At 66.9% G+C, this 26,911-nt stretch carries 27 protein-coding genes; 22 read left to right on the plus strand and 5 right to left on the minus strand.

Annotated elements, in window-relative coordinates; all coding sequences use genetic code 11:
- Positions 1-5: 5 nt before the first annotated feature.
- Together AC1DTF_RS15105 and AC1DTF_RS15110 are read left to right on the plus strand one after the other, a co-directional pair.
- On the plus strand, positions 6-563 hold the full coding sequence (locus AC1DTF_RS15105) for a thiaminase II/PqqC family protein (RefSeq protein WP_477474655.1): 558 nt from the start codon (positions 6-8) through the stop codon (positions 561-563).
- Positions 560-1,174, plus strand: coding sequence for a TenA family protein (locus AC1DTF_RS15110; RefSeq protein ID WP_477474656.1), 615 nt, complete (start codon positions 560-562; stop codon positions 1,172-1,174). Before AC1DTF_RS15105 ends, AC1DTF_RS15110 begins: the two co-directional genes overlap by 4 nt.
- Positions 1,175-1,184: 10 nt before the next feature.
- Here the strand turns inward: AC1DTF_RS15110 and AC1DTF_RS15115 are convergent, their stop codons facing one another.
- Positions 1,185-3,551, minus strand: coding sequence for a sulfatase-like hydrolase/transferase (locus AC1DTF_RS15115; protein ID WP_477474657.1), 2,367 nt, complete (start codon positions 3,549-3,551; stop codon positions 1,185-1,187).
- Positions 3,552-3,638: 87 nt separating this feature from the next.
- Positions 3,639-4,205, minus strand: a complete 567-nt coding sequence (locus AC1DTF_RS15120; protein WP_477474658.1) for a type 1 glutamine amidotransferase domain-containing protein — start codon at positions 4,203-4,205, stop codon at positions 3,639-3,641.
- 188 nt (positions 4,206-4,393) lie between these two features.
- Here AC1DTF_RS15120 and AC1DTF_RS15125 point away from each other — a divergent pair, with 188 nt between their 5' ends.
- The 12 genes from AC1DTF_RS15125 to AC1DTF_RS15180 all read left to right on the plus strand — a co-directional run bounded on the left by AC1DTF_RS15125 (position 4,394) and on the right by AC1DTF_RS15180 (position 14,427).
- The gene (locus AC1DTF_RS15125) at positions 4,394-4,996 is read left to right on the plus strand and encodes a TetR family transcriptional regulator (protein WP_477474659.1); all 603 of its coding nucleotides are present in this window, start codon (positions 4,394-4,396) and stop codon (positions 4,994-4,996) included.
- A gap of 65 nt (positions 4,997-5,061) precedes the next feature.
- A complete protein-coding gene (locus tag AC1DTF_RS15130) occupies positions 5,062-5,754 on the plus strand; it encodes a hypothetical protein (RefSeq protein WP_057170731.1) in 693 nt (230 codons plus the stop codon).
- Between the two features lie 103 nt (positions 5,755-5,857).
- Complete coding sequence (locus tag AC1DTF_RS15135) at positions 5,858-6,460, plus strand: TetR/AcrR family transcriptional regulator (RefSeq protein ID WP_477474660.1); 603 nt, start codon at positions 5,858-5,860, stop codon at positions 6,458-6,460.
- Between the two features lie 162 nt (positions 6,461-6,622).
- Positions 6,623-8,155 carry a nitric oxide reductase activation protein NorD gene (locus AC1DTF_RS15140; protein WP_477474661.1) on the plus strand — a complete coding sequence of 511 codons (1,533 nt, stop codon included), beginning with the start codon at positions 6,623-6,625 and terminating at the stop codon, positions 8,153-8,155.
- A gap of 13 nt (positions 8,156-8,168) precedes the next feature.
- A complete protein-coding gene (locus AC1DTF_RS15145; protein ID WP_477474662.1) occupies positions 8,169-8,960 on the plus strand; it encodes an AAA family ATPase in 792 nt (263 codons plus the stop codon).
- A 14-nt stretch (positions 8,961-8,974) separates the two neighbouring features.
- Entirely contained in the window at positions 8,975-9,106 is a 132-nt protein-coding gene (locus AC1DTF_RS15150; protein WP_255419436.1) for a hypothetical protein, read from the plus strand.
- Positions 9,103-9,792 carry a hypothetical protein gene (locus AC1DTF_RS15155; protein WP_442928774.1) on the plus strand — a complete coding sequence of 230 codons (690 nt, stop codon included), beginning with the start codon at positions 9,103-9,105 and terminating at the stop codon, positions 9,790-9,792. The genes AC1DTF_RS15150 and AC1DTF_RS15155 overlap by 4 nt, the downstream gene beginning before the upstream one ends.
- A gap of 81 nt (positions 9,793-9,873) precedes the next feature.
- A complete protein-coding gene (locus tag AC1DTF_RS15160; protein ID WP_082614513.1) occupies positions 9,874-10,212 on the plus strand; it encodes a hypothetical protein in 339 nt (112 codons plus the stop codon).
- Between the two features lies 1 nt (position 10,213).
- The gene (locus AC1DTF_RS15165; RefSeq protein WP_477474663.1) at positions 10,214-11,287 is read left to right on the plus strand and encodes an NAD(P)H-dependent amine dehydrogenase family protein; all 1,074 of its coding nucleotides are present in this window, start codon (positions 10,214-10,216) and stop codon (positions 11,285-11,287) included.
- Positions 11,284-12,345 carry an NAD(P)H-dependent amine dehydrogenase family protein gene (locus AC1DTF_RS15170; RefSeq protein ID WP_477474664.1) on the plus strand — a complete coding sequence of 354 codons (1,062 nt, stop codon included), beginning with the start codon at positions 11,284-11,286 and terminating at the stop codon, positions 12,343-12,345. The genes AC1DTF_RS15165 and AC1DTF_RS15170 overlap by 4 nt, the downstream gene beginning before the upstream one ends.
- 184 nt (positions 12,346-12,529) lie before the next feature.
- A complete protein-coding gene (locus AC1DTF_RS15175) occupies positions 12,530-14,101 on the plus strand; it encodes an FAD-dependent oxidoreductase (protein ID WP_477474665.1) in 1,572 nt (523 codons plus the stop codon).
- Complete coding sequence (locus tag AC1DTF_RS15180) at positions 14,098-14,427, plus strand: 4Fe-4S binding protein (RefSeq protein ID WP_477474666.1); 330 nt, start codon at positions 14,098-14,100, stop codon at positions 14,425-14,427. Before AC1DTF_RS15175 ends, AC1DTF_RS15180 begins: the two co-directional genes overlap by 4 nt.
- 2 nt (positions 14,428-14,429) lie before the next feature.
- On the opposite strand, the gene AC1DTF_RS15185 is transcribed toward AC1DTF_RS15180, so the two are convergent.
- Both AC1DTF_RS15185 and AC1DTF_RS15190 read right to left on the minus strand, forming a co-directional pair.
- The gene (locus tag AC1DTF_RS15185) at positions 14,430-15,728 is read right to left on the minus strand and encodes an MFS transporter (protein ID WP_477474667.1); all 1,299 of its coding nucleotides are present in this window, start codon (positions 15,726-15,728) and stop codon (positions 14,430-14,432) included.
- On the minus strand, positions 15,725-16,564 hold the full coding sequence (locus AC1DTF_RS15190; RefSeq protein WP_477474668.1) for a sulfurtransferase: 840 nt from the start codon (positions 16,562-16,564) through the stop codon (positions 15,725-15,727). Before AC1DTF_RS15190 ends, AC1DTF_RS15185 begins: the two co-directional genes overlap by 4 nt.
- Positions 16,565-16,818: 254 nt before the next feature.
- On the opposite strand from AC1DTF_RS15190, the gene AC1DTF_RS15195 reads away from it, so the two are divergent.
- The 8 genes from AC1DTF_RS15195 to AC1DTF_RS15230 all read left to right on the plus strand — a co-directional run bounded on the left by AC1DTF_RS15195 (position 16,819) and on the right by AC1DTF_RS15230 (position 26,744).
- Positions 16,819-17,667, plus strand: a complete 849-nt coding sequence (locus AC1DTF_RS15195; protein ID WP_477474669.1) for a sulfurtransferase — start codon at positions 16,819-16,821, stop codon at positions 17,665-17,667.
- A gap of 21 nt (positions 17,668-17,688) precedes the next feature.
- The gene (locus tag AC1DTF_RS15200) at positions 17,689-19,071 is read left to right on the plus strand and encodes an NtaA/DmoA family FMN-dependent monooxygenase (protein WP_477474670.1); all 1,383 of its coding nucleotides are present in this window, start codon (positions 17,689-17,691) and stop codon (positions 19,069-19,071) included.
- A gap of 17 nt (positions 19,072-19,088) precedes the next feature.
- On the plus strand, positions 19,089-20,123 hold the full coding sequence (locus AC1DTF_RS15205) for an ABC transporter permease (RefSeq protein WP_477474671.1): 1,035 nt from the start codon (positions 19,089-19,091) through the stop codon (positions 20,121-20,123).
- Positions 20,124-20,984, plus strand: coding sequence for an ABC transporter permease (locus AC1DTF_RS15210; RefSeq protein ID WP_477474672.1), 861 nt, complete (start codon positions 20,124-20,126; stop codon positions 20,982-20,984).
- Positions 20,981-22,597, plus strand: coding sequence for an ATP-binding cassette domain-containing protein (locus tag AC1DTF_RS15215; RefSeq protein WP_477474673.1), 1,617 nt, complete (start codon positions 20,981-20,983; stop codon positions 22,595-22,597). The genes AC1DTF_RS15210 and AC1DTF_RS15215 overlap by 4 nt, the downstream gene beginning before the upstream one ends.
- 101 nt (positions 22,598-22,698) lie before the next feature.
- A complete protein-coding gene (locus AC1DTF_RS15220; RefSeq protein WP_477474674.1) occupies positions 22,699-24,360 on the plus strand; it encodes an ABC transporter substrate-binding protein in 1,662 nt (553 codons plus the stop codon).
- A 6-nt stretch (positions 24,361-24,366) separates the two neighbouring features.
- Positions 24,367-25,365 (plus strand): LLM class flavin-dependent oxidoreductase, encoded by a 999-nt coding sequence (locus AC1DTF_RS15225; RefSeq protein WP_477474675.1) that lies wholly within the window; start codon positions 24,367-24,369, stop codon positions 25,363-25,365.
- A complete protein-coding gene (locus AC1DTF_RS15230) occupies positions 25,362-26,744 on the plus strand; it encodes an aminotransferase class I/II-fold pyridoxal phosphate-dependent enzyme (RefSeq protein ID WP_477474676.1) in 1,383 nt (460 codons plus the stop codon). The genes AC1DTF_RS15225 and AC1DTF_RS15230 overlap by 4 nt, the downstream gene beginning before the upstream one ends.
- A 10-nt stretch (positions 26,745-26,754) precedes the next feature.
- Here the strand turns inward: AC1DTF_RS15230 and AC1DTF_RS15235 are convergent.
- On the minus strand, positions 26,755-26,911 hold a 157-nt coding region (locus AC1DTF_RS15235; RefSeq protein ID WP_477474679.1), incomplete at its 5' end, for an SDR family oxidoreductase.

Consider the following 26,911-nt stretch of genomic DNA (forward strand, 5'->3'; position numbering starts at 1 on the left):
GTGCTGTGTCCGATGACCTCTGGACGGCTGCCACCCGGCACCCGTTCCTCGACGCGGTGCGTGCCGGCACCATCACCGATGTTGCGTTCGACAAGTGGCTGCGCCAGGATGCGCTGTTCGTCGCCGATCTGCTGATCTTCCAGTCCCGACTGCTGGCCCGGGCACCGCGCGGCGCCCAGCAGGTGCTCGTCGGCGGATGCGCCGCCCTGGTGGCCGAGCTGGACTGGTTCGAGGAACAGGCGGTGCGCCGCGGTATCGATCTGGCTGCCGCGCCGCTGCCCGCCACGCTGGCCTACCGCGAGCTGCTGCAGCGTCTCGACAACGAGCCCCATGACGCCGCCATCACCGCACTGTGGGTCATCGAGCGGGTCTACCTGCTGGGGTGGACCTCCGCCGCGCCGGCTGCGGCCCCCCTGGATGAGTTCGTCGAACACTGGACGACCCCGGACTTCGCCGGGTACGTCGACGCGCTGGGCGCACTGGCCTCACCGGGCGAGCACACCGAACAGGTCGATGCGGTGCTGAAGCTCGAGGTGGCCTTCTGGGATATGGCGCTGGCATGACGCTGTCTGCCCGATTGTGGTCGGAGAACGCCGATATCACCGCCGAGGTACTGGCCAACCCGTTCGTCCGCGGAATCGGGGACGGCACTCTGCAGCGGGAACTCTTCGCCGGATATATCGCCCAGGACGCGTTCTTCCTCGAATCCTTCGCTCGTGCATACGCTTTGGCGCTGGCGCGCAGTACCGACACCGAGACGCTGCTGACCTTCGCTGATCTGCTGGCCGGCGTGCGCGAAGAACTGGGCTTGCATGCCGGGTACGCCGCCTCCTGGGGCATCGACATGGCCGGGGTTCAACCCGCGGCCGCGACCCTGGCCTATACCGAGTTTCTGCTGGCGACCGCGGCGACCGGAGGGCTGGGGGTGGTGTGCGCGGCGATGACGCCGTGCATGCGGCTCTATGCCCACATCGGGTCACACCTGGATGCGGGCACGGCCGGGCCGTACGCACAGTGGGTTCAGACCTATGCGGACCCGGGTTTCGAGGAGATCGCCGCACTGCTGGAACGGCTCCTCGACCAGCACGGCGAGGACAGTCCGGCGACTCGGCAGGCTTACCGGCGCGCGATGCGGCTGGAGCTGGAGTTCTTCAGCGCTGCACTGACGCCCTGACCCGACGGGCCTACTGCCTGGCCATCGCCACCCGGAAACGTTCCTCGGCGTCGATGTAGTGATCGGCATCCTCGGCGTCTTCGCCCAGGTCGATCTGCACCCAGTTCACCGCTCCGGTGAAGGCGCTGGTGTGCGCGGTGTAGTCGGGGCTGACGGTGGTGCCGGTTTCGCGGCCGATATCGGTGGTCTCGTCGGCCGAGAACACGATGGGCTGCGTCTGCTCGATCCGGCCGGTACCGACCTCGGTGCCGTCGTGGTAAAGGGTGACGGTCCCGCCCTTGCCCATACCTCCACCGTCGTAGTCGAATTCCATCCGGACCTGGGTCGTCCCACTGGGGATGGGGGCGGTGCCATCGATGACGTAGGACTGGATGCCCAGGACGTTGTAGTAGAACTTCGCCCGGCCGTCCTTGGCGTACAGGCTCCACCCGCCGAATCGTCCGCCCTGCGCGATGATCACGCCTTCGGCGCCGTCGGCCGGGACCTCCAGCTCGGAAGTGACGGCGAAGGACTTGTTCTTGATGTCCACGACGCTGTTCTCGGTGAGCCGACCCATCCCGCCGAGCAGCAGCTGGGTGTTGCCCTTGATCAAGGTCGGCCGGCCGGCGATATCGGGGATCAGCCGCTCGGCCTGGCGATCGTCGAGCGGAAGGACGTTGTACTTCACCGCTTCGATGAGCCAGAGACGTTGCAGCTCATGCAGTTTCTCCGGGTGCCGTTTGGCGAGATCATCGGACTGCGTCCAGTCGGTGCTGCCGTCGTAGAGCTCCCAGACATCATCGTCGAATGCGGGCATGACGGTCCCGCCCATCTCCCAGGGCGTCCGGTGTTTGGTCACCGCGCTCCAGCCCTTGTGATAAATGCCGCGGTTACAGAACATTTCGAAGTACTGCGTCTCGTGCCGCTCCGGTGCCTGCGCGTCATTGAAGCTGTACAGCATGCTGGTGCCCTCGTACGGACTTTGCAGCACACCGTTGACCATCACCGGTTCCGGGATGCCGGCAGCCTCCAGCACGGTCGGTGCGAGATCGATGACATGGCTGAACTGGTCTCGTACGCCGTCGGTTTCGCCGATACCCGCCGGCCACGACACGATGGTGCCGTTGCGGGTCCCGCCCCAATGGGAGGCCACCTGTTTGGTCCACTGGTACGGCGCGTCCATCGCCCACGCCCAGCCCACCGCGTAGTGTCCGTACGACTTCTCGCCGCCGAACTCGTCGAGCTGGGACAGCATGAACTCGGGTGTCTCGATGGCCGCCATACCGTTGAAGTTGGCCATCTCGTTGAACGCGCCCTGCAGGGTGCCCTCTGCGGACGCCCCGTTGTCACCGATGATCAGATAGACCATGGTGTTGTCCCGCACGGGTTCGAGCGCGTCTAGCAACCGGCCGACGTGGTGGTCGGTGTGTTCCATGAACGCGGCGTAGACCTCCATCTCGCGTTCGAGGACCGGCTTCAGCGCGGGATCCATCTCCTCCCAAGCGGGAATCTCGGCGTGGCGTGGTGTCAGAACAGCGTCGGCCGGGATGACGCCGAGTTCCTTCTGCCGCTCGAAAGTGATCTCGCGCTGCCGATCCCAGCCGTGTGCGAACTTGCCCTTGTACTTCTCGATCCACTCTGGTGGAACCTGGTGCGGGGCATGGGTGGCGCCGGGGGCGAAGTACATGAAGAACGGCTTGTCCGGCAACAGCGCCTTCTGCTGCCGCGCCCACGCGATGGCCTTGTCGGTCAGGTCTTCGGTCAGGTGGTAGCCCTCGGCCGCGGTCTTCGGCGGCTCGATGGGAGTGGTGCCCTCATAGAGGGCGGGGTCCCACTGGTTGTTCTCACCGCCGATGAACCCGTAGAAGTACTCGAACCCGCCTCCGCCGGTGGGCCAGGCGGTGAACGGTCCCGCGGGACTGGTCTGCCAGACCGGCACCTCATGGCACTTGCCGAATTGTGCTGTCGCGTAACCGTTGAGCTTCAGGGTGAGCGGGAGCGGCGCCTTCGTGTTCGGCAGCACAGAACTGTAACCGGGTGCTGCCGTGGCGATCTCAGTGATGCCGCCCATCCCCACCGAGTGGTGATTGCGACCCGTGAGCAGCGCCTGGCGGGTCGGCGAGCACAGCGCGGTGGTGTGGAACCGGGTGTACTTCAGGCCACGCTCGGCGAGCCGATCGAAGTTCGGCGTATGGCACGGCCCGCCGAAGGTACTGCTCGCGCCGTAGCCGACATCGTCAATGAGGATCACCACGACATTCGGCGCGCCCTCGGGTGGGCGGATATCCCTGATCGGCGGGTAGCTGGTATCGGGATCCTTCGCGTCGTAGGTGGTCAGACCCACGTGTGCGACATCGGGTATGGGCAGGACCGTTCGCGCGATCTGATCAGCGGACATGACAAGGTGCCTCCCAGCCGGCTGCGTCTCAACCGCTGACAGGATAGGACCAATGGCACCGCTGCGCCGCGCTTCGACAGACTGGCCTCAGCGCGGGGATGGAACAGCAGCGACGGCCTGAACGAGGGCGTTGCAGAACGCCGGCAGGTCGTCGGGGGAGCGGCTGGTGATCAGATTCCCGTCGACCACCACTTCCTGGTCGACTGTGTTCGCTCCGGCGTTGCGCAGGTCGATGCGAAGGCTGGGATAGGAGGTGACGGTGCGACCCTCGACCACGCCGGCGTCGATCAGCGTCCACGGTCCGTGACAGATGACCGCCACCGGGCGGCCGGACTCCACGAACTGGCGTACGAAAGCCACCGCGGACTCATCGGAGCGCAGTTTGTCGGCGTTGACGGTGCCACCGGGGATCACCAGTGCATCGAACTCATCTGCGCTGGCACCACCGACCTGGCGATCCACCTGAAAAGTGCCGGCGGGCTCCAAATCATGGTCACGCGCGTCGATCTCGCCGTCATGTAGGGACAGCAACTCGATCGCGCCGCCGGCCTTGTCGATGGCATCGCGGGGTTCGGCGAGCTCGCGACGCTCAACACCGTCGGTGGCCAGGATGGCGATCTTCTTGCCCTGAAGGGCTGTGGGCGTAGCAGTCATGACAATGGGCTGCCCCGCGGTCTGCGTGCCCAAACATGGCGGCCTGTCCCTCTCGACCAAAGCTGACTCAGGTCATTGGAGCGGCAGCTTCCCCGGGACGGATGTGTCGGCGGGTGGAGGCGATATTGTCGTTGTCGGCGGCTCCGGACCACTCGGCGCGCCGCAGCGGGGACAGGGACGGAGCGGATATGGCGGTGGTGAACGGCCCCTCGGCGCGCGAGGCGAAGCGTCTGCAGACCCGGGAGCGCCTCATGGGCGCCGCGGTCGCCGAGTTCAAGCGGTCCGGGATGGCCGAGGCCGATGTCGCCGCCATCGTGGCCGCCGCCGGGGTGGCTCATGGCACCTTCTTTTTTCACTTTCCCACCAAGGAGCACGTTCTACTGGAGTTGGAGAAGCGCGAGGAAGACCGAATGGCCAAGCAGTTCGGCCGCTACCTCGACAAGGGTCATGACCTGGAGTCGGCCCTGTCCGAGGCCGCGCGCCTGGTGCTGGGGCTCGAACGCCGGCTCGGCGACGTCCTGTTCAAGGACTTCCTGGCGCTGCATTTCTCACAGACCCGGCCGGATTCCGAGGACGGCGGTGACCACTCGCTGGTGCTGCTGCTGGCCCAGCGCATCGAGCAGGCCCGGTCCGAGGGTGACGTGGATCCCGAGGTTCAGCCGATCAACAGTGCGGTGTTCTTCCTGTTGTGCCTCTACGCATTGGCGATCACCACCAACGACCCGATGCGCCGCGATCTGCTCGAAGATCTGGTGAAGCGCACCATGCGCAGCGTCGCCGTCGCCGGCTGAGTCGTCGGCCGCTACCGCGTCCGGTGCTTGTTCGGCAGTCATTTGCATGACTAGAGTCAGTGAATATGCGACCGTCAGCCGCTTCGGCGACCCTGCCTCTCGATGAACACATGGAGGAGTCACGGCTGGCCCAGCGCCAGGCGGACCGATGGTTGATCAGTGGCAGCATCCTGATAGGTACCGCCGCGCTGGGGATCTTCGGCCTGCCGCTGTTCCTGCGGGGCGTGTGGCTGCTGCGCCGTGCCCAGCAGAACGGACTGTCGGTGCGGCCGATGATGGTGACCCTGCTCGGGTACCTGGTCATCATCGACGCGGCGATCAACACGGTCGGCTGGGCGCTCGACCTGATCGGCAGTCACACACTGCTGGCCAGGGTGTTGTTGAACGGCTGGGGACACATGTTCGACGCCGGATACTTCTGGCATTTCAACGAACTCTGGGTCGGCGGCGCGTCCGGGCCGGGCGAGAAGGCCATGGAGGTGGGGATGATCCTCACGGTGTTCACCATGCGGATCGCCGCCGCCATCGGCTTCCTGCAGATGAAGCGCTGGGGCCAGCAGTGGATGATCGTCACCTGCTGGATGGGCGTGGTCATCTGGGTGCTCTACGTGTTCAACATGACGATGTTCGCCGACGTCCGGTTCGCGGGCACTATCTTCCCGGTCGTGGGCTGGTGGCTCTACGACATCTTCTACATCACGCCGTTTCTTGCGATCCCGTATCTCCATACGGTGAACCGCGAAATATTCACTGACTGATATCACCTAACCTGTTCCCATATAGGCCCCAAACAGGCAATTCAGTTCGAAAAGCCGTGTCCTCTATTGACTCAAGTCAGTCACTCGGCTAGAAACAGAAGACATGACGCCACAACTGAAGCCGACACAGCGTGACGCGCGCCGGCTTCAGACCCGGGAACGCATCCTCGGCGCCGCGATCGCCGAGTTCCAGCGGGCGGGCACGGCCGGCGCCGAGGTGAACACGATCGTGGCTGCGGCCGGGGTTGCGCACGGCACCTTCTACTTCCACTACCCGACCAAAGAACATGTGTTGCTGGAGTTGGTACGGCGCGAAGAAGCCAGGGTGGCGACGGCTTTCGGCCGTTTCCTCGATCACCGGCATGATCTGCGGGGCGCACTGGCAGAGGTGATCACCCTCGTGATCGGCATCGAGCGCCGCTTCGGCCCAATCTTGTTCAAAGAGATTCTTGCCCTGCACTTCTCGCCGTCGCGGCCCGACCCCGAAGACTGGACCGACCATGCGGTGATCGTGCAACTCGTTCGTGAGATCGAGAGCGCGCGCCGCGACGGCGCTGTGCACCCGGAAGTCGACGCCTTCTACAGCGCCGTGTTCTTCCTGCTCGGCGTCTACGGGGTGCTCACCACCACCGACGACGTCGCCGCCCGAAACACCATGCTCGACAAGCTGGTCTCCTCCGCGGCTCGTGGCCTGGAGATCCGATGAACCCGTCAACGAGGAGGTTCGACCGTGGACTATCTGTGGGAGGTACTGCGCTACGTCGCAGCCTGGGGCGGTACCGGCCTGGTCATCTGGTTCTGGTACTGGATGTTCTCCAATATCGGCACCTTCTGAACCGCGCCCACGTGGGACCGCCGGGGGCCGGCCATGGCTGATCTCGATGACACCTCGGCGATGGCGCTGGAACGCAGTTGCTCGCTCACCGCGGTCGCACTGAGCGAAGAGCATCGCGCGGGTGTCCGGCTGGTCACCGGGGAACACCGCGGGTTCGGCCTGAACTCGTCGCGCACGTTCATCCACGTGCCCTACCCGCAGCTCGGTGCGGACTGGACACGCCGTTCGCTGACATGCGGTATCGCCCTGCAATGTTCGTCATCCAAGGACCGGGTCGGCGAATACCGGATCGACGAACTGTCGGCACGCGAGATACGTGCCCTGACCCTCATCGAGGCGGGTGTCTCGCTGGGCTGGATCGCCTCACGGTGGCCGGGGCTGATGCCCGAATGCGCCCGGCTGTTGCCCGAACTGGAGCCGGCCGACCCGCAACTGGATGCCCACACGATGATCAGCCGCGCGATCGCGCTGGCCCGCAGCGCCGACGGGCTCACCGTCCACCCACTGTTGGGGCGGTTGCCCGCGATCTACACGACACCGACAGGACTGGTCGACAAGCTGCGGCGCCAATTCGGCAGGATGCCGTGGACCACGACGCAAAAGCGGATGCCCCGGCCCTACTCGGTACCGGTGGGCGGTGATGGCGGCGTGCGCAACCCGAATCTGCCGCCACCGAGCCGCCCGCAGGACAACGACGTGGATGTCACCCCCGAGCACCGGCCGGGCATCCCGTACCCGGAGTGGAACGCCTGGACGAAACGCTTCCTGCCCGACCACGTGGCGGTTCTGGAACTGGCCCGCGACAGCCGTGTCGATGCCGCGAAGACGGCTTCGGCCGATCTGCGCAAGTGGTTCCAGGAGAACACCCATCGCGCCATGATCAGCCGTCTGGAGGACGGCTCGGATCTCGACATCGACCAGTACGTACGCCATTACGTGGACCTGCGCACCGGGGAAGCCGCCGAGCCACGCCTGTTCCGGGAACTGCTACCCAGCAACCGCGATGTCAGCACAGCGCTGCTGCTGGACGGCAGCTCATCGCTGGGTGTCCACGGGGGCCGGGTGTTCCGGTTGGAACTGGCCTGCGCCGATGCCCTGTCGCGGGCGATGACCCAGGCGCGGGAACGGCACGGCATCTTCGTGTTCACCGGCAACACCCGCCATCGCGTGGAAGTGCGCTGCCTCAAGGACTTCCCGGAAGTACGGTTCGTCCCGCCCAGCGGTCTGGGGCTGTCCACCGGCGGCTATACCCGACTCGGCGCGCCCATCCGTCACCTGACCGGCAGGCTGCTCGCACAGCCCTCGGAGCGCCGACTGCTCATCATCATCGGTGACGGGATGATCTCCGATGAAGGTTACGAGGGCCGCTACGCCTGGTCGGATGCCGCGCATGCGGTCGAGGAGGCCAACGACGCCGGCGTGTCCGTCTACTACGTCGGCGTGGGACCGACGCGGGTCGACCCGCTTCCCGAGGTGTTCGGACCCAAACGCTCACAACGGATCCGGCGGATCGAAGAGTTACCCCGCGTGCTGGCGCACGTCCACCGGGAGCTGGTCAGTGCATGACATCGGGAGACAGATGAGTAGCGAGACGTACTATTCCAACGGCAACGAGGTGCAGCTCTTCGAGCAGGCGTTCACCCGCAAGATCCCGGTCATGCTCACCGGGCCCACCGGCTGCGGGAAGACCCGGTTCGTCGAACACATGGGGTCCCTGCTCGGCCGACCCGTCGTGACCATCAGCTGCCACGACGACCTGACCAGCTCCGATCTCGTCGGCCGCTTCATGGTCACCGGTGGTGACGTGATCTGGACCGACGGACCCCTGACCAGAGCGGTCAAGACCGGGGCCATCTGCTACCTCGACGAGGTCGTCGAGGCACGCCACGACTCGCTGGCCATCCTGCACTCACTGACCGACCACCGTCGCACCCTCTATCTCGACCGCGCCGACGAAGTCGTCTCGGCACCAGATGAATTCATGCTCGTGTGCTCCTACAATCCGGCCTACCGCAGCTCATTGAAGGAACTCAAGCCGTCCTTCCGGCAGCGTTTCGCGACGCTGCCGATGAACTACCTGCCATCGGAACGGGAAGCCGAAGCCGTGGTCTCCGAAACGGGTATCGACCCAGCGGCAGCCCGGCGGCTCGTGCAGTGCGCCAACGCCATCCGCACCGCGGATGAAGCCTTCCACTTCGAGCCGCCGTCGACGCGGGTGCTTGTCACCGCCGCCCAGTTGATCGCCGCCGGTGCCGGCGAATTGGAGGCCGCCGAAGCGTGCATCCTCGCACCATTGAGCACCGACGGAGCCATCAGTGAGGGGCTCCGGGAAATCGCGGCAGCAGGCCTGCTCGCCGCCGACACACTCTGAGAAGGGATTTCGCCATGGTCGACCAGAAAGAGAAGAAGCGTAAGCGGGCGCTCATCGTGTTCCAGATCGCCATCTACGGCTACCTGCTCACGATGTTCCTCATCCAGCTCTACATGTCGTTCGAACGCGGCTGGTGGTATCTGTGAGCCTGGCTGTCGGCGGCTCCGTCAGCCTGGAGGACCACAGCGAGGAGTCCCGGCTCGCCCAGCGGCGAGCCGACAAATGGATGATCGTCGGCGCTGCGCTCATGGGCATGTGGGTACCGGGGCTGATCGGCTTCCCGATCTTCATGCGCGGGGTGTGGCTGCAGCGGCAGGCGGCGCGCGCCGGACTGTCGGTGCGCCCGATGATCGTCACCCTGATCGGCTACCTGGTGCTGATCGACGGAATGCTCAACAGCCTGGGCTGGGCGCTGGACCTGGTCGCCAACCACACCCTGATCAACCGGGTCCTCATGGTGGGCTGGGGCCACATGTTCGACGCCGGATACTTCTGGCACTACAACGAACTGTGGATCGGCGGCGCCGCAGGTCCCGGCGAGAAGGCCATGGTGGCCGGCATGATCATCACCGTCTTCGCCATGCGCTGCGCCGCCGCCATCGGATTCCTGCAGATGAAGCGCTGGGGCCACCAGTGGATGATCGTCACCTGCTGGATGGGTGTCGTGATCTGGAGCGTCTATGTCTTCAACATGACGATGTTCGCCGATGTCCGGTTCGCGGGCGTCATCTTCCCCGTCATCGGCTGGTGGCTCTACGACATCTTCTACATCACCCCATTCCTCGCGATCCCGTACCTGCACACGGTGAATCGCGAAATCTTCACGGACTGAAGGAGTGACACCGTGACAACACCGCAAGCCGAAACAACCGCCGAAGATCTGCCGCCGGGCACCACGCCCTACTACGCACGGATGCACAAGTACATCAAACGCGCGGTGCTGGTGTGCCTGATCGCGCTCGTCATCGAGGGGGCCTTCACATTGCCGTTCATGGCGGTCTACTACGGCTACCCGACGCTGAGCCTCACCCAGATCTGCAGTGAACTGCTCAAGGTGCGGTACTCCGATGACGCCCTGGAGTGCAAGTTCCCCTATCCGCCGCTGGGCCCGCCGGAAGGCGCCGAGGGCAAGGACACCGCCCGCGATGTCTGGGGCATCCAACCCATCCCGCAGTACGACCGGCTCGGATTCCGGGAGCTGGTGGACCGGTACGAAGCACGCCAGGCCCGGCTCGCCGAGCAAGGTGGCTGAGATGGGCCCGAAACTACGGGTGATCCAGTGGGCCACCGGCAATGTCGGCACCCACGCGTTGGCCGCGGTGCACGACCATCCCGATCTCGAACTCGTCGGTGCCCGGGTGTACAACGAGGCGAAGGCAGGACGCGATATCGGCGACTTCGCCGGAATCGGCGAGATCGGCATCCTGGCCACCACCGATGTCGACGAGATCCTCGCGCTCGACGCCGACTGTGTGCTCTACATGGCCGAGGGCGAGTGGAATCCACCCGTCGCGCTGGATGATATCTGCCGGCTGCTGACCTCCGGCAAGAACGTGGTGTCCACCGCCGTCACCGCGTGGATCTATCCGCAGAGTGCCGGCGACGACGTGACCCAGCGACTGGAGACGGCCTGCCAGGAGGGCCGGAGTTCTCTCCACGCCACCGGAATTCAACCGGGCTGGGCTGCGGAGGTGCTCCCGCTGACGATGTCCGGACTGTTCCGGCACATCGACTCGCTGCTGGTGCAGGAGCTGATGGACTACTCCACCTACAACGTGCCGTTCGTATTGTTCGAGGTGATGGGCTTCGGTAAACCACCCGATGAGCGGGTGCCGATGGACGAGGCGGCGATCGGCGGACTGTCCTTCAAGGCGCCGCTCATGCTGCTGGCGGAGGGCCTGGGCGCGACGATCGACGACTACATCTGGGAGCGCGAGGTGGCGGTCACCGACACGCCGATCGATGTCAAGGCCGGCCGCATCGAAGCGGGAACCGTTTCGGCGCAGCGCTTCTCCTATACCGCGGTGATCGAGGGCAGGCGGGCACTGACCGTCGAACACATCACCCGGCTCGGCGCCGAGCAGGCGCCGGACTGGCCGAACGGGCGAGGCTGGAAGGTGACCGTCGAGGGGGCACCGTCGATGGTGCTGGAATCGCGGATCGCCATCCACGACGAGGATGACACCGATCAGGGGTGTCTGGGCACCGCGATGCACGCCGTCCACGCGATCGCTCCGGTCTGCGCCGCCGCGCCGGGGATCCGCACCTTTTTGGACCTGCCCACCATCGTGGGCCGCGGCGTGTTGTCGAAAGGCCTGAGGCGATGAGCTATCGGCTGATCCAGTGGATGACCGGTGACGTCGGACAGGTCGGCCTTCGGCATTTCGCCGACAATCCGGTGTTCGATCTCATCGGCGTGCTGGTGCACTCCGCGGAGAAGGTGGGTCTGGATGCCGGCGACATTGTCGGCATCGCTCCTACCGGGGTCACCACCACCGACGATGTCGAAGCCGTCCTGGCCCTCGACGCCGACTGCGTGTTCTACACCCCCATCATCATGGACGTCGCCACCGTCTGCCGAATACTGCGTTCCGGCAAGAATGTCGTCACCACCAGCGGGTTCTTCTATCCGTCACCGGATTTCGCGGACGCCGGTGACCAGATCCGCGCCGCCTGCGCCGACGGTGGTACCTCGTTTCACGGCGGCGGCATCCACCCCGGCTACGCCGGTGACGTCCTTCCGCTCACCCTGGCCCGCGTGATGAGCAGGATCGACACCATCCAGGTGTACGAAGTCGTCGACGTCATCAAGGATGCGCCGCTGGACCACATCGACTGGATGGGGTTCGGCAAGGACAAGGACGCATTCCTGACCGAGCCGACGATTCTCGGCCTCGGAGTGCCGTTCTTCGCGCAGTCGATGTACATGATCGCCGACGGCCTCGGCGTTACCATCGACGAGGTGACCGCCGCCGAGATCGACGTCGCGACAGCGCGGGAACCCATTGCGCACGACGAGGGAGCGATCGCGGTGGGCACGGTCGCCGCGCAGCGACACGAATGGACGGCATGGGTGGACGGCCGGCCGTTGATCGTCTTCCACGCCATCTATGTCACCGCGGGACCGGACAAGCTGGATCCGCCGTGGGACTGGGGCGATACCCGCTACGAGATCGTCATCGACGGAGATCCACCGACCGAACTGACCCTCAAGGGGGTCAACCGGCCGGACGGGACGATGGCCCATCCCGGCTATGACTGGACAGCGATGGGCGCCATCAACACCATTCCCGCGGTGTGCGATGCCGCACCCGGCTGGGTCACCCATCTGGATCTCGGACTGGTCCGGCCACGCGGTCTGGTCCGGCCGCAGCGGGAGGCGTGATGACCGATACCCAGGAGTACCTGGCGCTTCCGCATACCCGCTACGTCCCGGAGATCACTTGGCCGTCCCCGACCTGCAGCCTGCCGCGGCCGCTGTTGCTGGGTCCCTCGCACTAGCCCGGTTTCCGATCGGGCCGATCCGATATCTTCCGCGCCGCGTCGGCGACGACAAATATCGATCTGTTATGACCGAATCCGCCGCCGCCGAACGCTGCTCGGCGGACGTCCTGGTCATCGGTGGCGGACCGGCAGGAACCTGGGCGGCGATCCGCGCGGCCGAAGCCGGCGCCGATGTGGTGCTGGCCGACAAGGGGTACACCGGGGCCAGCGGTGCGACCGCTTCGGCAGGTACCGGAGTCTGGTACATCGAGGACGATCCGGAACGGCGTGAAGCCGCCATCGCAGCCCGCGAGAAGATCGGCGGCGGCCTGACCGATCGTTCCTGGATGACCCGGGTGCTCGATGAAACCTACCGCCGGATGGACGAACTCGCCAGAATCCAGCGCTACCCGTTCCCGGTCGGTGCCGATGGGGAGCTGATCAAGGACGACCTGCAGGGGCCGGAGTACATGCGTCGTCAGCGGCTGCGGGTGCAACGGCTCGGTGTGCGCATCCTGGACCACACCCCCGCGCTGCAACTGCTCACCGACCAGACCGGCGTGGTCTCCGGCGCCACCGCGGTGGACCGGCGCACCGGGGCGGGCGCGCGCATCGAGGCCGCCGCCGTGGTGCTGGCCACCGGTGGCTGTGCTTTCAAATCCAAGACCCTCGGCTGCGATGTCGATACCGGAGACGGTGCCCTGATGGCGGTGGAAGCCGGTGCGGTGCTCTCCGGGATGGAGTTCTCCAACGCGTATGCCATCGCCCCGAAGGGGACCGGCGTCACCAAGAACGCCTTCTACAACTGGGCCACCTTCTATCGGGCCGACGGCTCGGTGTTCGAGGTGCCACGGTCGAAGGACCGCACATTGATGGCGGCGACACTGCTGTCCGAACCGGTGCTGGCCTGTATCGACCGCGCCGGGCCCGCGGAGCAGACCGCGATGCGCAGCGCGCAGCCGAACTTCTTCCTCACCTTCGATCGGCTCGGTATCGACCCGTTCACCGAACATTTCGAGATCACCCTGGTCACCGAGGGCACGATCCGCGGTACCGGCGGCGTCCGCATCGCCGGAACCGACTGCGCCACCGATGTTCCCGGGCTCTATGCGGCCGGTGACACGGCCACCCGTGAACTGATCGCCGGAGCGTGGACCGGCGGCGGCAGTCACAACGCGGCGTGGGCGGCGTGTTCCGGGGGCTGGGCCGGTGTGGGTGCCGCGGCGTTCGCGCGCCAGCGCGGCAGGCCGTCGGGTGCCCTCGATGAGGTCGGCCGGACCGGGACCGCCGGCTACCGCGACGTGGTGGCGGAGGTCCGTGGGCAGGTCCTGCCCTACGAGATCAACTACCTGCGGCACGCCGATCGGCTCACCCCGGCCCTCGGCGTCCTCGACGAACTGTGGTCGGCCACCGCGACCGGGCAGTCGGTCAGCGGCGAGGAACGGTTCCGGGCCCGGGAGGCCACGGCGATGCTGGCGCACAGCCGCTGGATGTATCACGCCGCGCTGAACCGTACCGAAAGTCGGGGTATGCACCGGCGATTCGATCACACCGAGCTCGATCCGGCCCAGCAGTATCGGCTGCTCACCGGCGGACTCGACACCGTGTGGTCGCGCCCCGAGCCGGAATGGCTGTCGGCACGCGGACGCGCCGCATGATCGAGATCATCCTCGCGGACCGGTGCATAGCCTGCGACAAGTGCGTCGACGTCTGCCCGACAAGAGTTTTCGACCGCGGTCCCGACGGTATCCCGGTCATCGCACGGCATGACAGCTGCCAGACCTGCTTCCAGTGCGAGGCCTACTGCCCGACAGACGCACTGTTCGTCACGCCGCTGCTGGAACCGGTTCCCGATGACTCGCCGCTCAAGGACGCCACACATGTCATCGAGGCGGACCTACTGGGGTCCTACCGTCGGGCACTGGGCTGGGGTAAGGGGCGAACACTGGGCGCCCGCAACGCCATTCAGCCGGAAATGCCCTGATATCAGGGTTCGGGATCGGCCGCGTCGTAGCGCGCGAAGCCCGGGACCCGCCGCGCCAGCACCCAAATCAGCAGCAGCATGACGGTGCCGCCGGCGATCAGCGGGCTCCAGATGGCGAGCGTGCTCGCGATCGCGCCGGTGACCACATCTCCCACCCGTGGTCCGCCGGTCACGATGATGGTGAAGATGCTCTGCACACGCCCCCGCAGATGGTCGGGTACGGCGGCCTGCAGGATCGCGCCACGGAAGATCGCAGATACCCCGTCGGCCCCGCCGCCGATTGCCAGTACCACCGTCAACGCGACGATGGCCGGGATGTTGGCCGAGTCCTCGGTCCCCCACAGCGACGCGGCGAGCAGGATGAGGCCGGCTGCGACGATGGCCGAGGCGTAGATGTAGGAGACCACCAGAATGGCGACGCCCTGACGCCGCACCGAGCCGGTCCAGCCGGAGAACACCGAGCAGAGCATCGCGCCGGCGGCGAATGCCGCGGACAGCACACCCACGGTCGTCACACCGCCGCCCAGGGTCACCGCACCGAGCGCGGGGTACAGCACCCGCGGCTGGGCCAGCGCCATCGCGACGAGGTCGATGGTGAGGGCGAACCGAATATTGTTGGCGCGCCGCAGGTATTCGATACCGTCGCGGACGGCGCGCCAGGCGCCCACCTCCGGTGCGTCGACCGGGCGCAGCGCGGGCAGGGCCCACACCCCGAGGAATGCGGCGGTGTGCAACAGCACGTCGACGCTGTAGGCGGCCTGGAACCCGCCGGCCCCGACCGCGGCGGCGGCCAGCAGCGGTCCGCCCGTCGCCATCAGGCCCATGTTGATGCCGTTGAGCGCGCCCGCGGCGGGCAGCAGTTCGCGCGGCAGCAGGCGCGGGATGATGGCGCGACGGGTGATTCCGCCGACGGTCCCGGCGACCGAGTTGACCGTGGCGGCCGCATACAGCAGCCACAGCGATGTGCCGCCGAGCCAGGCATGGACGGCCAGCGCGATGATCGCCACCCAGGAGATCACCGAGGCCACCATCGCCACCCGGCGCCGGTCGAACCGGTCCGCGAGGCTACCGCCGTACAGGCCCATCACCACGATGGGCGTCAGCGCGATACCGGCGATCAGAGCCACCGCGAAGGTCGAGGAGGTGATCGCGTACACCTGTAGGGCGACGGTAACCACCGTCATCTCCTGACCGATGCTGCCCAGCGCGGTGCCGGTCCACAGCCTGCCGAACGCCCGGCTCTCGCGGAACGGTGTCAGATCCAGCAGCAGCCCCGAGCCGGGCCTGGTACGCCTCGTCACTTCACGAGCACGCGTGCCGGGTCCGCGGTCCATTCCGACGCGGACCCGACGTACAGGCGGGCGCGGATACCGACGAGCGCGAGCACGAAGACCTCCAGTGCCGCCGCGACGCCGGTACCGCAGTAGGCCGCCGGCTCACTGTCGGGATCCACCCCGAACTGGGAGAACCGTTCGCGGAGCTGATCATCGGGGAGCAGGTAACCGGCGTCATCGAAGGACGCACCGACCGGAGCGTTCCGGGCTCCGGGAATGTGGCCGGCGTCGGCATCGGTCGGGTGGGAGAACTTCGCCGCCGGCCGGGCGTCGAACAGCTGGCCACGCCCGGCGACGCCGGGTACCTCTGACAATTCGATGACCGAAAGGCCGCCCGGTGTGATCACGAAGTCGCTCTCCGGTCGGGTCGTGGTCTCCGCACCCTGGCTCAGTTCGCCACCGTGGTCGGTCCAACCGTCCAGCCCTCCGTCGAGCAGTCGTACCGATCGCACACCTGCCCAGCGCAGCAGCCACCAGGCACGAGCCGGGGCCGCCGATCGGGTGGCGCCGTACACCACCACCGGGGTGTCCGCCGTGATGCCCAAGCGGCGCAGGGTCTTCTGGAAATCATCGGCATCGGGCAGCGGGCGGCGGCCATTGGTACCGCTGCTCACGCCGGCGAGGTCGGTGTCGAGGTCGAGGAACACCGCGCCCGGGATATGCCCCCGCAGGTAGGCAGCCGGGTCGGGCCGGTCGCCTGCGGTGGTGTGACGGACATCGAATACCGCCAGGGTCCCGTCGGACAGCGCCGCCCGCAGCGTCGCCGGGTCGATCAGATTGGCGGTCCGGGCCTGCTCGCCCATGCATTCTCCTCCGGTCTCAGGCCATTCGGCGAATATGTGTCGACACATATCGCGGGGGTGATCGTCGCATCGAATTGTGCTGATGCAGCGCCTTTCGCTCCCCTGGGGAGAGAAAGCTATCGGACCTCGGGCCGCTGGCGTCGGCAATAAATTCACGGTATTCAAAATATGGACACCTGCGAACAAGTGTCATTCAATGTTCGCACTCCCGAATTTGTGTGTCACACATCGGATGTAACAAAAGGATTTGTGTCATGTCGCTCATCACCCGTGGTGTCGTCTCCGTCGACGAACTCGCCGCCGATCTGTCCAACCCGCGGTTGGTCGTCATCGAGGTGCACGCCACCCGGCCCGAGGCATCGTTGATCCCGGGTGCGCGGGCCGTGTTCTGGAAGGACCTGGCCTGGCATCCACTGGAGCGTGAGCTGGCGACCGGAGATGTGTTGTCGCAGCGACTTTTCGAACTCGGCGCCGGGGTCGGCTCACGCATCGTGCTGGCAGGCGACCCGACCCAGTTCGCCGCCTACCTGCTGTGGGTGATGCGGGTGCGTGGCTACCAGGAGGTGGCGTACCTGGACGGCGGGCTGGAAGCGTGGCGGGCCGCCGGTATCGGCGCCGCCGACGAGCCGGTGCGCGACGCGGCCCTCGAACCGCTGCCGGTTCCGGTACCGACGCTCGAACAGGAACTGCTGCGGATCGGCCGTGATGAGGTGCGGGACCTGCTGGGCCGGGACGGTGTGGTCTTGCTCGACTACCGCACTCCCGAGGAGTACAGCGGTACCCGCGTCAGCGGCCCGAACGCCCCCATCGATCACGGCGCCGAACGGCACGGCCGCATCCCCGGCGCGAAACACCTCTTCTTCCGTGACCTGCTCGACGAGCACGGGCGGCTGCGCTCCCGGTCGGAACTGCAGCAGATCGTCGACGAGAAGATAAATGGCTCAACGGCATTGATCGTCAACTACTGCAGGCTGTCACATCGCTCGACGCTGGGTTGGATCGCACTGTCGGAAGTGCTGGGCCTCGACAACGTGCGCGTCTATGACGGCTCCTGGACCGAATGGGGAAGCATCGTCGGCTTTCCCATCGAAAAGACTCAGTGAAGTAATCGGAGGAACAGACTCATGGCATTCACCCGCGACTCGATCACGCTGAACCTCAATCTCATTCCCGGCGGTGTCTTCCCGGGCGCATGGCGGGCAGACCCCGTCGACGCCCACAAGTACAGCAGTCTCGAGCACTACATCGAGGTGGCCAAGATCGCCGAACGCGGCAAGTTCGACGCGGTCTTCCTGGCCGACACCCCGGTCTGGCGGTACCGCGGCCAGTACCGGCCCTTCCGCGGTCTGGACCCGACGCTGGCGTTCTCGGCCATCGCCCAGCACACCGAGCGCATCGGGTTGGTGGCCACCGGTTCCAGTTCCTACAACTCCGCCTACAACCTGGCCCGGCGCATCTCGACACTGGACCACATCAGCAACGGCCGGGCAGCGTGGAACATCGTGGCCACCAACGGCGATGATGTCGCACGGAACTTCGGCCGCGAACACGGACTCGACCACGACGAGCGTTACCGCCGTGCGCACGAATTCGTCGAGGCGGTCCGCGCACTCTGGGACGGCTGGGCCGATGACGCCTGGGTTGCCGACCGGGAGACCGGCACCTACGTCGACGAGGCCCGCATCCGTGCCGTCGACTACGCCGGTGAGTTCGTCAAGACCTCGGGCCCACTGCCGCTTCCGCGCTCGCCGCAGGGACACCCTGTGCTGGTGCAGGCCGGCTCGTCACCGGACGGTATCGCGCTGGCGTCCCGGTTCGCCGATGCCGTCTACACCGTGCAGCCGACGATCGAATCGGCGATTGCCTTCCGCAACACCATCCGCGAGCAGGCCAGGGGCTGGGGCCGCGACCCCGACACCATCCGGGTGCTGCCCGGGCTGATCACCCTGGTCGCACCGACCGAGGCCGAGGCGCGCGCCAAGGAGATCGAACTGCGCGAACTGCACACCGAGAAGTTCGCGATCAACGCCCTCGCTCTGCAGGTCGGCGTCCCGGTCGAGGCGCTCGACCTGGACAAGGAACTGCCGTGGGACCTGGTGCCCGCCGACGGTGAACTCGGAGCCCAGGGAGGACATTTCGCCGCGCTCATCGGCACGGCACGACGGGAGAAGTTCACCGTCCGCGAGATCATCGCCCGTCAGGGCGGCGGACTGACCCACGTCACCGCCATCGGCTCACCCGAACAGGTGGCCGACCAGATCGAAACCTGGGTCAACGCCGGGGCCTCCGACGGATTCAACATCATGTCCGCGCAACTGCCACACGTGGCAACGGAATTCGTCGACCATGTTGTCCCGCTGCTGCAACGTAAGGGCATCTTCCGCACCGAGTACCCGGGCACGACACTGCGCGATACCCTGGGGCTCGAGCGGCCCGGCGACGGATTCGACGATCACGTCCCGTCGGGTAAGAGCCTTCATTCCGTGGGGGAGGCCGCGTTCGGCTGACGCCGACGCTCACGACCATGACTGTGCTGCAGACATCCTCGCCGGATCTGGCGTCGAAGGACACCCCGGGCACCACGCCCGCGGGTGTCCTCGGCGCGCGCCGGCGCTCGCGGCTGTCCGGCGCAGCATTCCAGGCGAAGTACATCGCGGAGAAGCTGCTGGCCGCGGCCGTGGTGCTGTGGCTGGCGGCCTCGGCGGCGTTCCTGGCCGTGCACTTCGCACCGGGGGATCCGGTCACCCTGCTGATGGGCGAGTTCGACACCCCGGAACTGCGCGCCACCATCGAAGCCCAGTGGGGCCTGGACAAGTCGTTGTTCGTCCAGTACTACGACTTCCTGACCAGGCTGCTGCAGGGCGACTTCGGAATGTCCTATGTGCAGCGAACCCCGGTCAGCGACATCCTGTTCGGTCACCGGCTGGTGGCCAGCGCCCAGCTGACCGCGGCCGCAACCCTGATCGCGGTCGTCGTGGCGCTCATCACCGCGCTGATCACCGCGGGACGCAAGGGCATCGGCACCCGGATCACCTATCTGGGTGAGCTCACGTTCGCGTCCATCCCGACGTTCTGGCTCGGCATCGTCTTCATCACCGTGCTGTCCTTCCAGCTCGGTCTGCTGCCGGTGGTCGGCGGTAGCAAGCTGGAAAACCTGGTGCTGCCCAGCCTGACGCTGGGCCTGCCGCTGGCGGCAGTGCTGTCCCAGGTGCTGCGTGAGGGCATCGAGAAATCCCTCGAACAGCCGTATGCCGTCACCGCACTGGCACGCGGCATCTCCCCGTGGCAGCTCAAGCTGCGCCATGGTTTGCGGCACGCCCTGATTCCGGCCGCCACGCTGGCCGGCTGGTCGGTCGGCGGCATGCTCACCGGCACCGTCATCGTCGAGCAGGTCTTCGGCAGGCCCGGGATCGGGCAGGCCACCGTCGTCGCGGTGACCCGCCAGGATGTGCCGGTCGTGCTGGGCATCACCCTGCTGGCGGTCACGCTCTATGTTGCGGTCAACACCGTCGTCGACATCGTCTACCTGTGGATCGACCCTCGAATGCGGGTGCGTTAGATGGCAACGACTTTCGCCTTCCCGGGCCGCTCGCTGTCCTCGGGCCTGACCCGCTTCCGGCACACCGGGCTGCTGATCGCCGGATCCATCCTGGTGCTGTTGGTACTGGCCGTGCTGTTCCCCGGTCTGTTCACCGGCCGGGACCCACTGGCCAGCGACATGTCCGACGCCCTCGCCGCGCCCAGCTTCGAGCACATCTTCGGCACCGACCATCTCGGCCGTGACGTGTGGTCGCGGATCGTCTACGGCGCACGATATTCGATCCTGATCGGCGTCGCGTCGACCGTGCTCGGCGTTCTCCTCGGCGTCTTCTTCGGCCTGATCGCCGGCGTCGCCCACCGGCGCGTCGACGAGGCGATCTCAAGGGTCTTCGACGCGGTGGGCGCCTTCCCCGACCTGCTATTCGCTCTGATGCTGATCACCCTGACCGGGCCCGGTACCGGAAATGTGATCGCTGCCATCGCGATCGCGTCGGCACCCCGTTACGGGCGTGTCGTACGGGCCGAAACGCTGCGGGTGCGTGAGTCGGACTACGTCGCCCAATCCCGGTTGGCCATCGCGTCGGCGACCCGACGCACGGTGCGCCACGTCCTGCCCAATGCGCTGGGCACGGTGCCGGTACTTGCCACCCTCGGTGTCGGCACCGCGATCATCGGGGCGGCCGGTCTGAGCTTCCTCGGGTTCGGCCCCACGCCGCCGCTTCCCGAGTGGGGTTCGATGCTCTCCGACGCGCGGCAAGATCTGCGGATCGCCTGGTGGGTCGGATTCTTCCCGGGACTGTTCATCACCATCACGGTGATCAGCGTGTCCATCGTCGGGCGCAATCTGCAGCGCCGCTTCGAACGCAGGTCCGGCGCATGACCGTCACCGCAGCCGACGTCACCACACCCCCACGTGGGCACACCGGCGACGTCCTCGTCGACATCAAGGGCTTGACGGTCTCCTTCGACAGTGTGCGCGCCGAGGATGGCTCGGCACTGCCGGTGGTCTCCGGCGTCGATCTGACCATCCGGCGCGGACGGGTGCTGGCCATCGTCGGCGAGTCCGGATCCGGCAAGTCGGTCACCGCGCGCACCCTCGTCGGCCTGGCCGGTGACGGAAGCCGGGTCCAGGCCGCCACATTCGATGTCAACGGAATCGACACCCGCGGCTACCGGGAAAAGGACTGGCGCGCGGTACGGGGCGCCCAGATCGGCTTCGTGCTCCAGGACGCGCTGACCTCGCTGGACCCGCTGCGCACCGTGCAGGCCGAGGTGTCCGAGGCGCTGCGCCTGCCGCGCCGCCGGCGGGTGACCGCCGTCGAGGAACTGCTGGATTCGGTGGGTATCCCGGACCCGCCCTACCGCCGGCGCAATTATCCCCATCAGCTCTCCGGTGGTCTGCGGCAGCGCGCCCTCATCGCCTCGGCACTGGCCGGCCGCCCCGATGTGCTGATCGCCGACGAACCCACCACCGCACTGGATGTCACCGTGCAGGCCCGCATCCTGGGCCTGCTGCGCACCCTCGCCGACGACGGCCGCGGCGTGCTACTGATCAGCCACGACCTGGCGGTGGTGTCCCGCGTTGCCGACGACGTGCTGGTGATGCACAACGGCGAGGTCGTCGAGCGTGGACCCGTCGCACAGGTCATCCATGACCCGCACCACGACTACACCCGCAAGTTGGTGGCCGCAGTGCCCGGCCGCGGCACCCGGGGCCGCCGGCTCGCCGACCCCGAGCAGACCGCGCCACCACAGGTCGCCATCGGCGAGGAGATCGTGGCGAACGTCGTCGGAGTCGGGAAGTACTACCGACAGGGCCGCAAGAACGAGTTCACCGCCGCCGAGGACATCACCTTCGGCATCCACCGCAGTGAGATCGTGGGCCTGGTGGGGGAATCGGGCTCCGGAAAGTCCACGGTGGCGCGGATCGTCACCGGCCTGCTGGCCCCCGACGCCGGTCACGTCGAGATCGACCAGCCACGGCTCGGCGCGGTGCAGTTGGTCGCCCAGGATTCCGTCGGATCATTCGACCCGCGATTCACGGTGCGCGAGATCATCGATGAGACCGTCGCTCTCGGGCACCGCAAGGGCGCACGCGATGCCCGCATCCGGGAACTGCTGGATCTGGTGCATCTGCCCACCACCGTCATCGACCGCCATCCTCGCTCGCTGTCCGGCGGGCAGCGCCAGCGGGTGTCCATCGCCCGCGCACTCGGATCGGATCCCGAACTGCTGGTGTGCGATGAGGCGGTGTCGGCCCTCGATGTCTCCATCCAGGCCCAGATCCTGGACCTGCTGCTGGAGATCCGCGCCCAACGGAGCACCGCCCTGCTCTTCATCTCGCACGACATCGGCGTGGTACATCACGTCGCCGACCGGGTGCTGGTGATGCACCGCGGCAAGGTCGTTGAGCAGGGGACCGCCGACGAGGTCTTCGACTCGCCCCGCGACCCGTACACGCAGGCACTGCTGAAGGCGGTGCCGACGCTGTGAGCTGTACGCATTTCTGTTGCCACTGAGCAACTCCCGGCCTGTCCCCGTCAAAACATTGGCTGCACAACGTGTGCGGTCCCCTCACGAGATGGAATCACGACATGACCCGAACGACACGACCACGACTCGCGGTACTGCGGTGGGTAGCCGCCGCGCTGGCATTGCTGCTGGCGCTGACCGCCTGCGGGAGTGACTCCGGTAGCACCGCCGAGGGCAACGGCGAGCCCGTACGCGGCGGCACTCTGACCGTCGCGCAGTCGGACTACCCGGAAGAGGGCATCAACCCGCATGTGCGCGGCTGCTGCAGCGAGGTGCAGGTGGTGCGCAACGCGTTCGACAGTCTGGTGGCCATCGACTACGACGAGTCGATCCACCCCTGGCTGGCCGAGAGTTGGGAACGCTCCGACGACGGTCTGACCTACACGTTCAAACTGCGCCAGGGCGTCAAGTTCCATGACGGTGAGCCATTCAACGCGGCTGCGGTGAAGGCCAACTTCGACAAGATCACCGGCGACAAGGAATACGCACCGTCGGTGGCCAAGAGCACCTTCCAGACCCTGAAGTCCACCGAGGTGGTCGACGAGTTCACGGTACGCACCGTGCTGTCCGAGCCGACCGCCAATTGGCTGAATACGCTTGCCTCCCTGCAGGGTTCCCAGATCTCGCCCAAGTCGCTGCAGAACCCGGACGTGGCCGCGGGTGGCGTCGGCATTGCGGGCACCGGACCGTTCATCCTCACCGAGGTCGTCGAAGGCTCCGAGCTGCGGTTCAAGCGCAACGAGGACTACAACTGGCCCTCGTCGCTGGCCTCCCATGAGGGGCCTGCCTACCTCGACGAGCTCGTCGTCAAGGTCGTCTCGGAGCCGAACGTGCGCGCCGGGCTGTTGACCTCAGGTGAGGTCGATGCGATCGCCCAGGTGGCACCTGCCGACATCCCGACCTTCGACGGTGTGGACGGCTTCCAATTCGAATCCAAGCCCTCCAATGTGTCGCCCTACTCGCTGTACTTCAACGTCACCGGTGACAACACCAAGGATGTGCGGGTGCGCCGGGCACTGCGCGAGGCCGTCGACCTGAACCCGATCATCGACACCGTGCTGCAGGGCAGCTCGGATCGGGCATGGAGCATCGTCGGACCGCAGAGCCCCTTCTACGACGCCAAGTACGAAAATGCCTACGGCGGCAATGTGGAAGAGGCCAACAAGCTGCTCGACGAGGCCGGCTGGACCGGACGCGACAGTGAGGGCTACCGCACCAATGCAGCCGGTCAGCGGCTGGTCGTCCGGCTGATCGCCACCGAGCCCAAGCCGCCGCTGTCCACGGTACTGGAGGCCTACCAGGCAGAGCTGCGCACCAACGCCGGGGTCGCGGTGGATCTGCAGTTCCGCGACGAGGGCACCGTCGATGTGGTCCGCGAGACCAACACCTATGAGGCATTCCCGCGGGCCGTCGGCGGCGTCGACATCGGTGTCGTGCTGGAGAAGATCTACGAAACCGGGGGCGCGATCAACGGTCCCAAACTGGAGGACCCGAAGGTCGACGGCTGGCTGGCCGACGGCCGCGGCGCACTGGACCACGATTCCCGAAAGGCCGCCTACGACAAAGTGGCCCAGTACGCGCTGATCGACCAGGTGACCACCCTGCCGCTCTACACCGAGCGCTATAACGCGGCCGCCACCAGCCGGGTGCACGAGATCGAGCGGTGGCTGGACCCGCCGCGCGGCATGGTCAACTTCTGGGCCTACGACACCTGGAAGGAGTAGTTCGATATGTCGGAGCCAATCCCCGTCGCTTCGCTCGCCCCAGGTCTGCCCGAGTTCGGGATCTTCTTCCGGCTCAACGACACCGAGGCCGACCCGGTCCGCCAGTACCACGACGGACTCGACCTCATCGTGCACGCCGAGGAACTCGGTCTGACGACCGCCTGGATCACCTCGCATCACTTCCGCTCCGACAAGGGCACCATCGCCTCGCCGCTGGTGTTCCTGGCCGCCGCGAGCCAGCGCACCAGCCGCATCCGGCTGGGCGCGGGCGTCGTGGTGATCACCTTGGAGAACCCGATCCGGGTGGCCGAGGACGCGGTGATCGCGGATGCGCTGTCACAGGGCAGGCTGCAACTGGGACTCGGTTCCGGGCTGGAGGATTGGGCGTTCGGCCCGTTCGGAGTCGACTGGGATCACCGGCTGCGGGTATACGCCGAGAAGACCGCCGTGCTGAGGTCCGTCCTGGACGGCGACGACCTCGGCGGCGGTCGCCACCTCTACCCGCCGGCCGGCGACCTGCGCCGACGGCTGTGGCGGGTTGCCAGCGATCCGGCGCACGCCGAAGAGATCGGCAAGGCGGGTGACAATCTGCTGCTGCGGTCGTCGAAAGCACTGACCTTCGAGGGGAATCTGACCAGGCACAGCGACGCCATCGACGCGTTCCGCACACACGCGGGGGCGCGCCAACGCATCGCGGCCAGCCGCACCGTCATCGTCGCCGAGACCACCTCGGAGGCGCGCGCGCTGGCCGGTCAGAAGGCCATCGACCTGCACCTGAAGAACGGGAACGGCGAACCCTGGTACGGGGATCCGGATCTGGTGCGCGAACGTCTGCTCAACGATCCCGAGCTGCACCATGTCGACGAAGTGCTGCTGCAGGTGGCTCCCGCCAAATTGACTCTGGCGCAGTGGAAGTCGAGTCTGACGCTGACGGTGTCCGAAGTGCTGGATCCGGTGCGCAAGGAGGGAGCCGGCCACGCGCGGGCGGGGCTGGTCAGCCGATGACACCGGCGCCGTCCGATCAGATCGACGCAGGCTGGCTGGCCGGCCGGCTGGCCGCCAGCAACGCCCGCGAGCTGGGCAGCGGGCTGACCAGATTGATCGACGGCGGCGAGCTGTCGCCCGGCGCGCAACTGCCCACCATCCGCGAATTCGCCAAGGTCGCCGGCGTCAGTCCCGGCACCGTGATGTCGGCGTGGAGCCGGGTCCGGGACACCGGGAGGTTGGAGACCCGGCGCCGCGGCGGGACGGTGGTCGCCGGGGTCACCGGACCGTCCGGTCGCAACGGATCGGTCTTCGAGTGGTCGCACGTCGAAATGTCCTTTGTGACACCCGATCCGAAGCTACAACCAGATCTTCGTGCGGCACTGGCATCGGCCCTGGACACCGAGGAGCTGCATGCCGCCCAACGCGCCTACATCACTCCCCGGTTGCTGCGCTCGGTGCAGGGCGGCTGGCCATTCGCCGCGCAGGCCTGGAATTGCGTGGGCGGCGGCAGCGAGGCACTGGTGCTGGCCAGTGCGGCGGCCGTTCAATCCGAGGGATCGGGCGCGCCGCGGCTGATCGCGGTCGAAGAGCCGGTCAGCCCCGGATATCTGGACATCCTCCGTCATCTGGGCATCGAGCCGGTGGGAGTGCGCGCCGACGAACAGGGACCGACGGTGGCCTCGGTGGCTGCCGCCCTGGAGCGTGGTGTCGCCGCACTGGTACTGCAGCCCAGCGGGGCATACGCGGTGGCGGGCTCCCTGACGGCCACCCGGGCGGCCGAACTCGCCGCGCTGCTGGCCTCGCGGGCGACGGTCACCTGGGTCATCGAGGACGACAGTGCAGGACCGCTCGCCTCGGGGGAGCCCGCCACCCTCGGTGGCCTGCTGCCGGCCCGGGTGGTGCGGATTCGTAGCTATTGCAAGGCTTTCGGTATCGACCTTCGGTCCGCGGTGCTCGGCGGGTGCGCCGAACTGGTGGAACGGACCATCCGGCTGCGCAGTTTCGGGATGGCCTCCAACAGTCGTATCCTGCAGAACTCGCTGGCCGGTCTGATCGAGGACGAGTCCACCACCGATGTCATGCGGCGGGCGCGGGCTGCCTACCGCAGACGGCGTGAGGCGGTCCTGGCGGCCTTCACCGATGCCGGGCTGAACGCGTCGGCCGGCCGCGATGGATTCGTGGTGTGGGTGCCGGTCCCCGACGAGACGGCGGCGCTGATCAATCTGGCCAGGCAGGGCATCGTCGTGGCCTCCGGGGCGAAATCGTTCATCAACCCGACCGCCCGTCTGTTGCGGATCTCGATTCTGCAGCTGCCCGATGATCCCGACCTCATCGAGGGTTTGGCACACGCCGTCCGTGCGGCGATTCACTCCGCGGACAGTGAGTACTTCGACTGACGGCGTGCGGTCAGAACTGGACGCCGCGGGTCAGCGCGCCGTCGACGAGCAAATTCGTCCCCGTGATGAAGCTCGCCGCCCCACTGGACAGGAACACCACCGCGTTGGCCACTTCCTGCGGGGTCGCCATCCGGCCGGTCGGATTGAGGGCCAGTGCGGTGGCGAAC

It is taken from the genome of Mycobacterium sp. P4_H6 (genome assembly GCF_056400845.1).

Bases quoted from the DNA above. Each gene is read 5' to 3' on its own strand.
- AC1DTF_RS15110 (WP_477474656.1), top strand. From the start codon at position 560: ATGACGCTGTCTGCCCGATTGTGGTCGGAGAACGCCGATATCACCGCC.
- AC1DTF_RS15115 (WP_477474657.1), bottom strand. From the start codon at position 3,551: ATGTCCGCTGATCAGATCGCGCGAACGGTCCTGCCCATACCCGATGTC.
- AC1DTF_RS15120 (WP_477474658.1), bottom strand. From the start codon at position 4,205: ATGACTGCTACGCCCACAGCCCTTCAGGGCAAGAAGATCGCCATCCTG.
- AC1DTF_RS15125 (WP_477474659.1), top strand. From the start codon at position 4,394: ATGGCGGTGGTGAACGGCCCCTCGGCGCGCGAGGCGAAGCGTCTGCAG.
- AC1DTF_RS15130 (WP_057170731.1), top strand. From the start codon at position 5,062: ATGCGACCGTCAGCCGCTTCGGCGACCCTGCCTCTCGATGAACACATG.
- AC1DTF_RS15135 (WP_477474660.1), top strand. From the start codon at position 5,858: ATGACGCCACAACTGAAGCCGACACAGCGTGACGCGCGCCGGCTTCAG.
- AC1DTF_RS15140 (WP_477474661.1), top strand. From the start codon at position 6,623: ATGGCTGATCTCGATGACACCTCGGCGATGGCGCTGGAACGCAGTTGC.
- AC1DTF_RS15145 (WP_477474662.1), top strand. From the start codon at position 8,169: ATGAGTAGCGAGACGTACTATTCCAACGGCAACGAGGTGCAGCTCTTC.
- AC1DTF_RS15150 (WP_255419436.1), top strand. From the start codon at position 8,975: ATGGTCGACCAGAAAGAGAAGAAGCGTAAGCGGGCGCTCATCGTGTTC.
- AC1DTF_RS15160 (WP_082614513.1), top strand. From the start codon at position 9,874: ATGCACAAGTACATCAAACGCGCGGTGCTGGTGTGCCTGATCGCGCTC.
- AC1DTF_RS15165 (WP_477474663.1), top strand. From the start codon at position 10,214: ATGGGCCCGAAACTACGGGTGATCCAGTGGGCCACCGGCAATGTCGGC.
- AC1DTF_RS15170 (WP_477474664.1), top strand. From the start codon at position 11,284: ATGAGCTATCGGCTGATCCAGTGGATGACCGGTGACGTCGGACAGGTC.
- AC1DTF_RS15175 (WP_477474665.1), top strand. From the start codon at position 12,530: ATGACCGAATCCGCCGCCGCCGAACGCTGCTCGGCGGACGTCCTGGTC.
- AC1DTF_RS15180 (WP_477474666.1), top strand. From the start codon at position 14,098: ATGATCGAGATCATCCTCGCGGACCGGTGCATAGCCTGCGACAAGTGC.
- AC1DTF_RS15190 (WP_477474668.1), bottom strand. From the start codon at position 16,564: ATGGGCGAGCAGGCCCGGACCGCCAATCTGATCGACCCGGCGACGCTG.
- AC1DTF_RS15195 (WP_477474669.1), top strand. From the start codon at position 16,819: ATGTCGCTCATCACCCGTGGTGTCGTCTCCGTCGACGAACTCGCCGCC.
- AC1DTF_RS15200 (WP_477474670.1), top strand. From the start codon at position 17,689: ATGGCATTCACCCGCGACTCGATCACGCTGAACCTCAATCTCATTCCC.
- AC1DTF_RS15205 (WP_477474671.1), top strand. From the start codon at position 19,089: ATGACTGTGCTGCAGACATCCTCGCCGGATCTGGCGTCGAAGGACACC.
- AC1DTF_RS15210 (WP_477474672.1), top strand. From the start codon at position 20,124: ATGGCAACGACTTTCGCCTTCCCGGGCCGCTCGCTGTCCTCGGGCCTG.
- AC1DTF_RS15215 (WP_477474673.1), top strand. From the start codon at position 20,981: ATGACCGTCACCGCAGCCGACGTCACCACACCCCCACGTGGGCACACC.
- AC1DTF_RS15220 (WP_477474674.1), top strand. From the start codon at position 22,699: ATGACCCGAACGACACGACCACGACTCGCGGTACTGCGGTGGGTAGCC.
- AC1DTF_RS15225 (WP_477474675.1), top strand. From the start codon at position 24,367: ATGTCGGAGCCAATCCCCGTCGCTTCGCTCGCCCCAGGTCTGCCCGAG.
- AC1DTF_RS15230 (WP_477474676.1), top strand. From the start codon at position 25,362: ATGACACCGGCGCCGTCCGATCAGATCGACGCAGGCTGGCTGGCCGGC.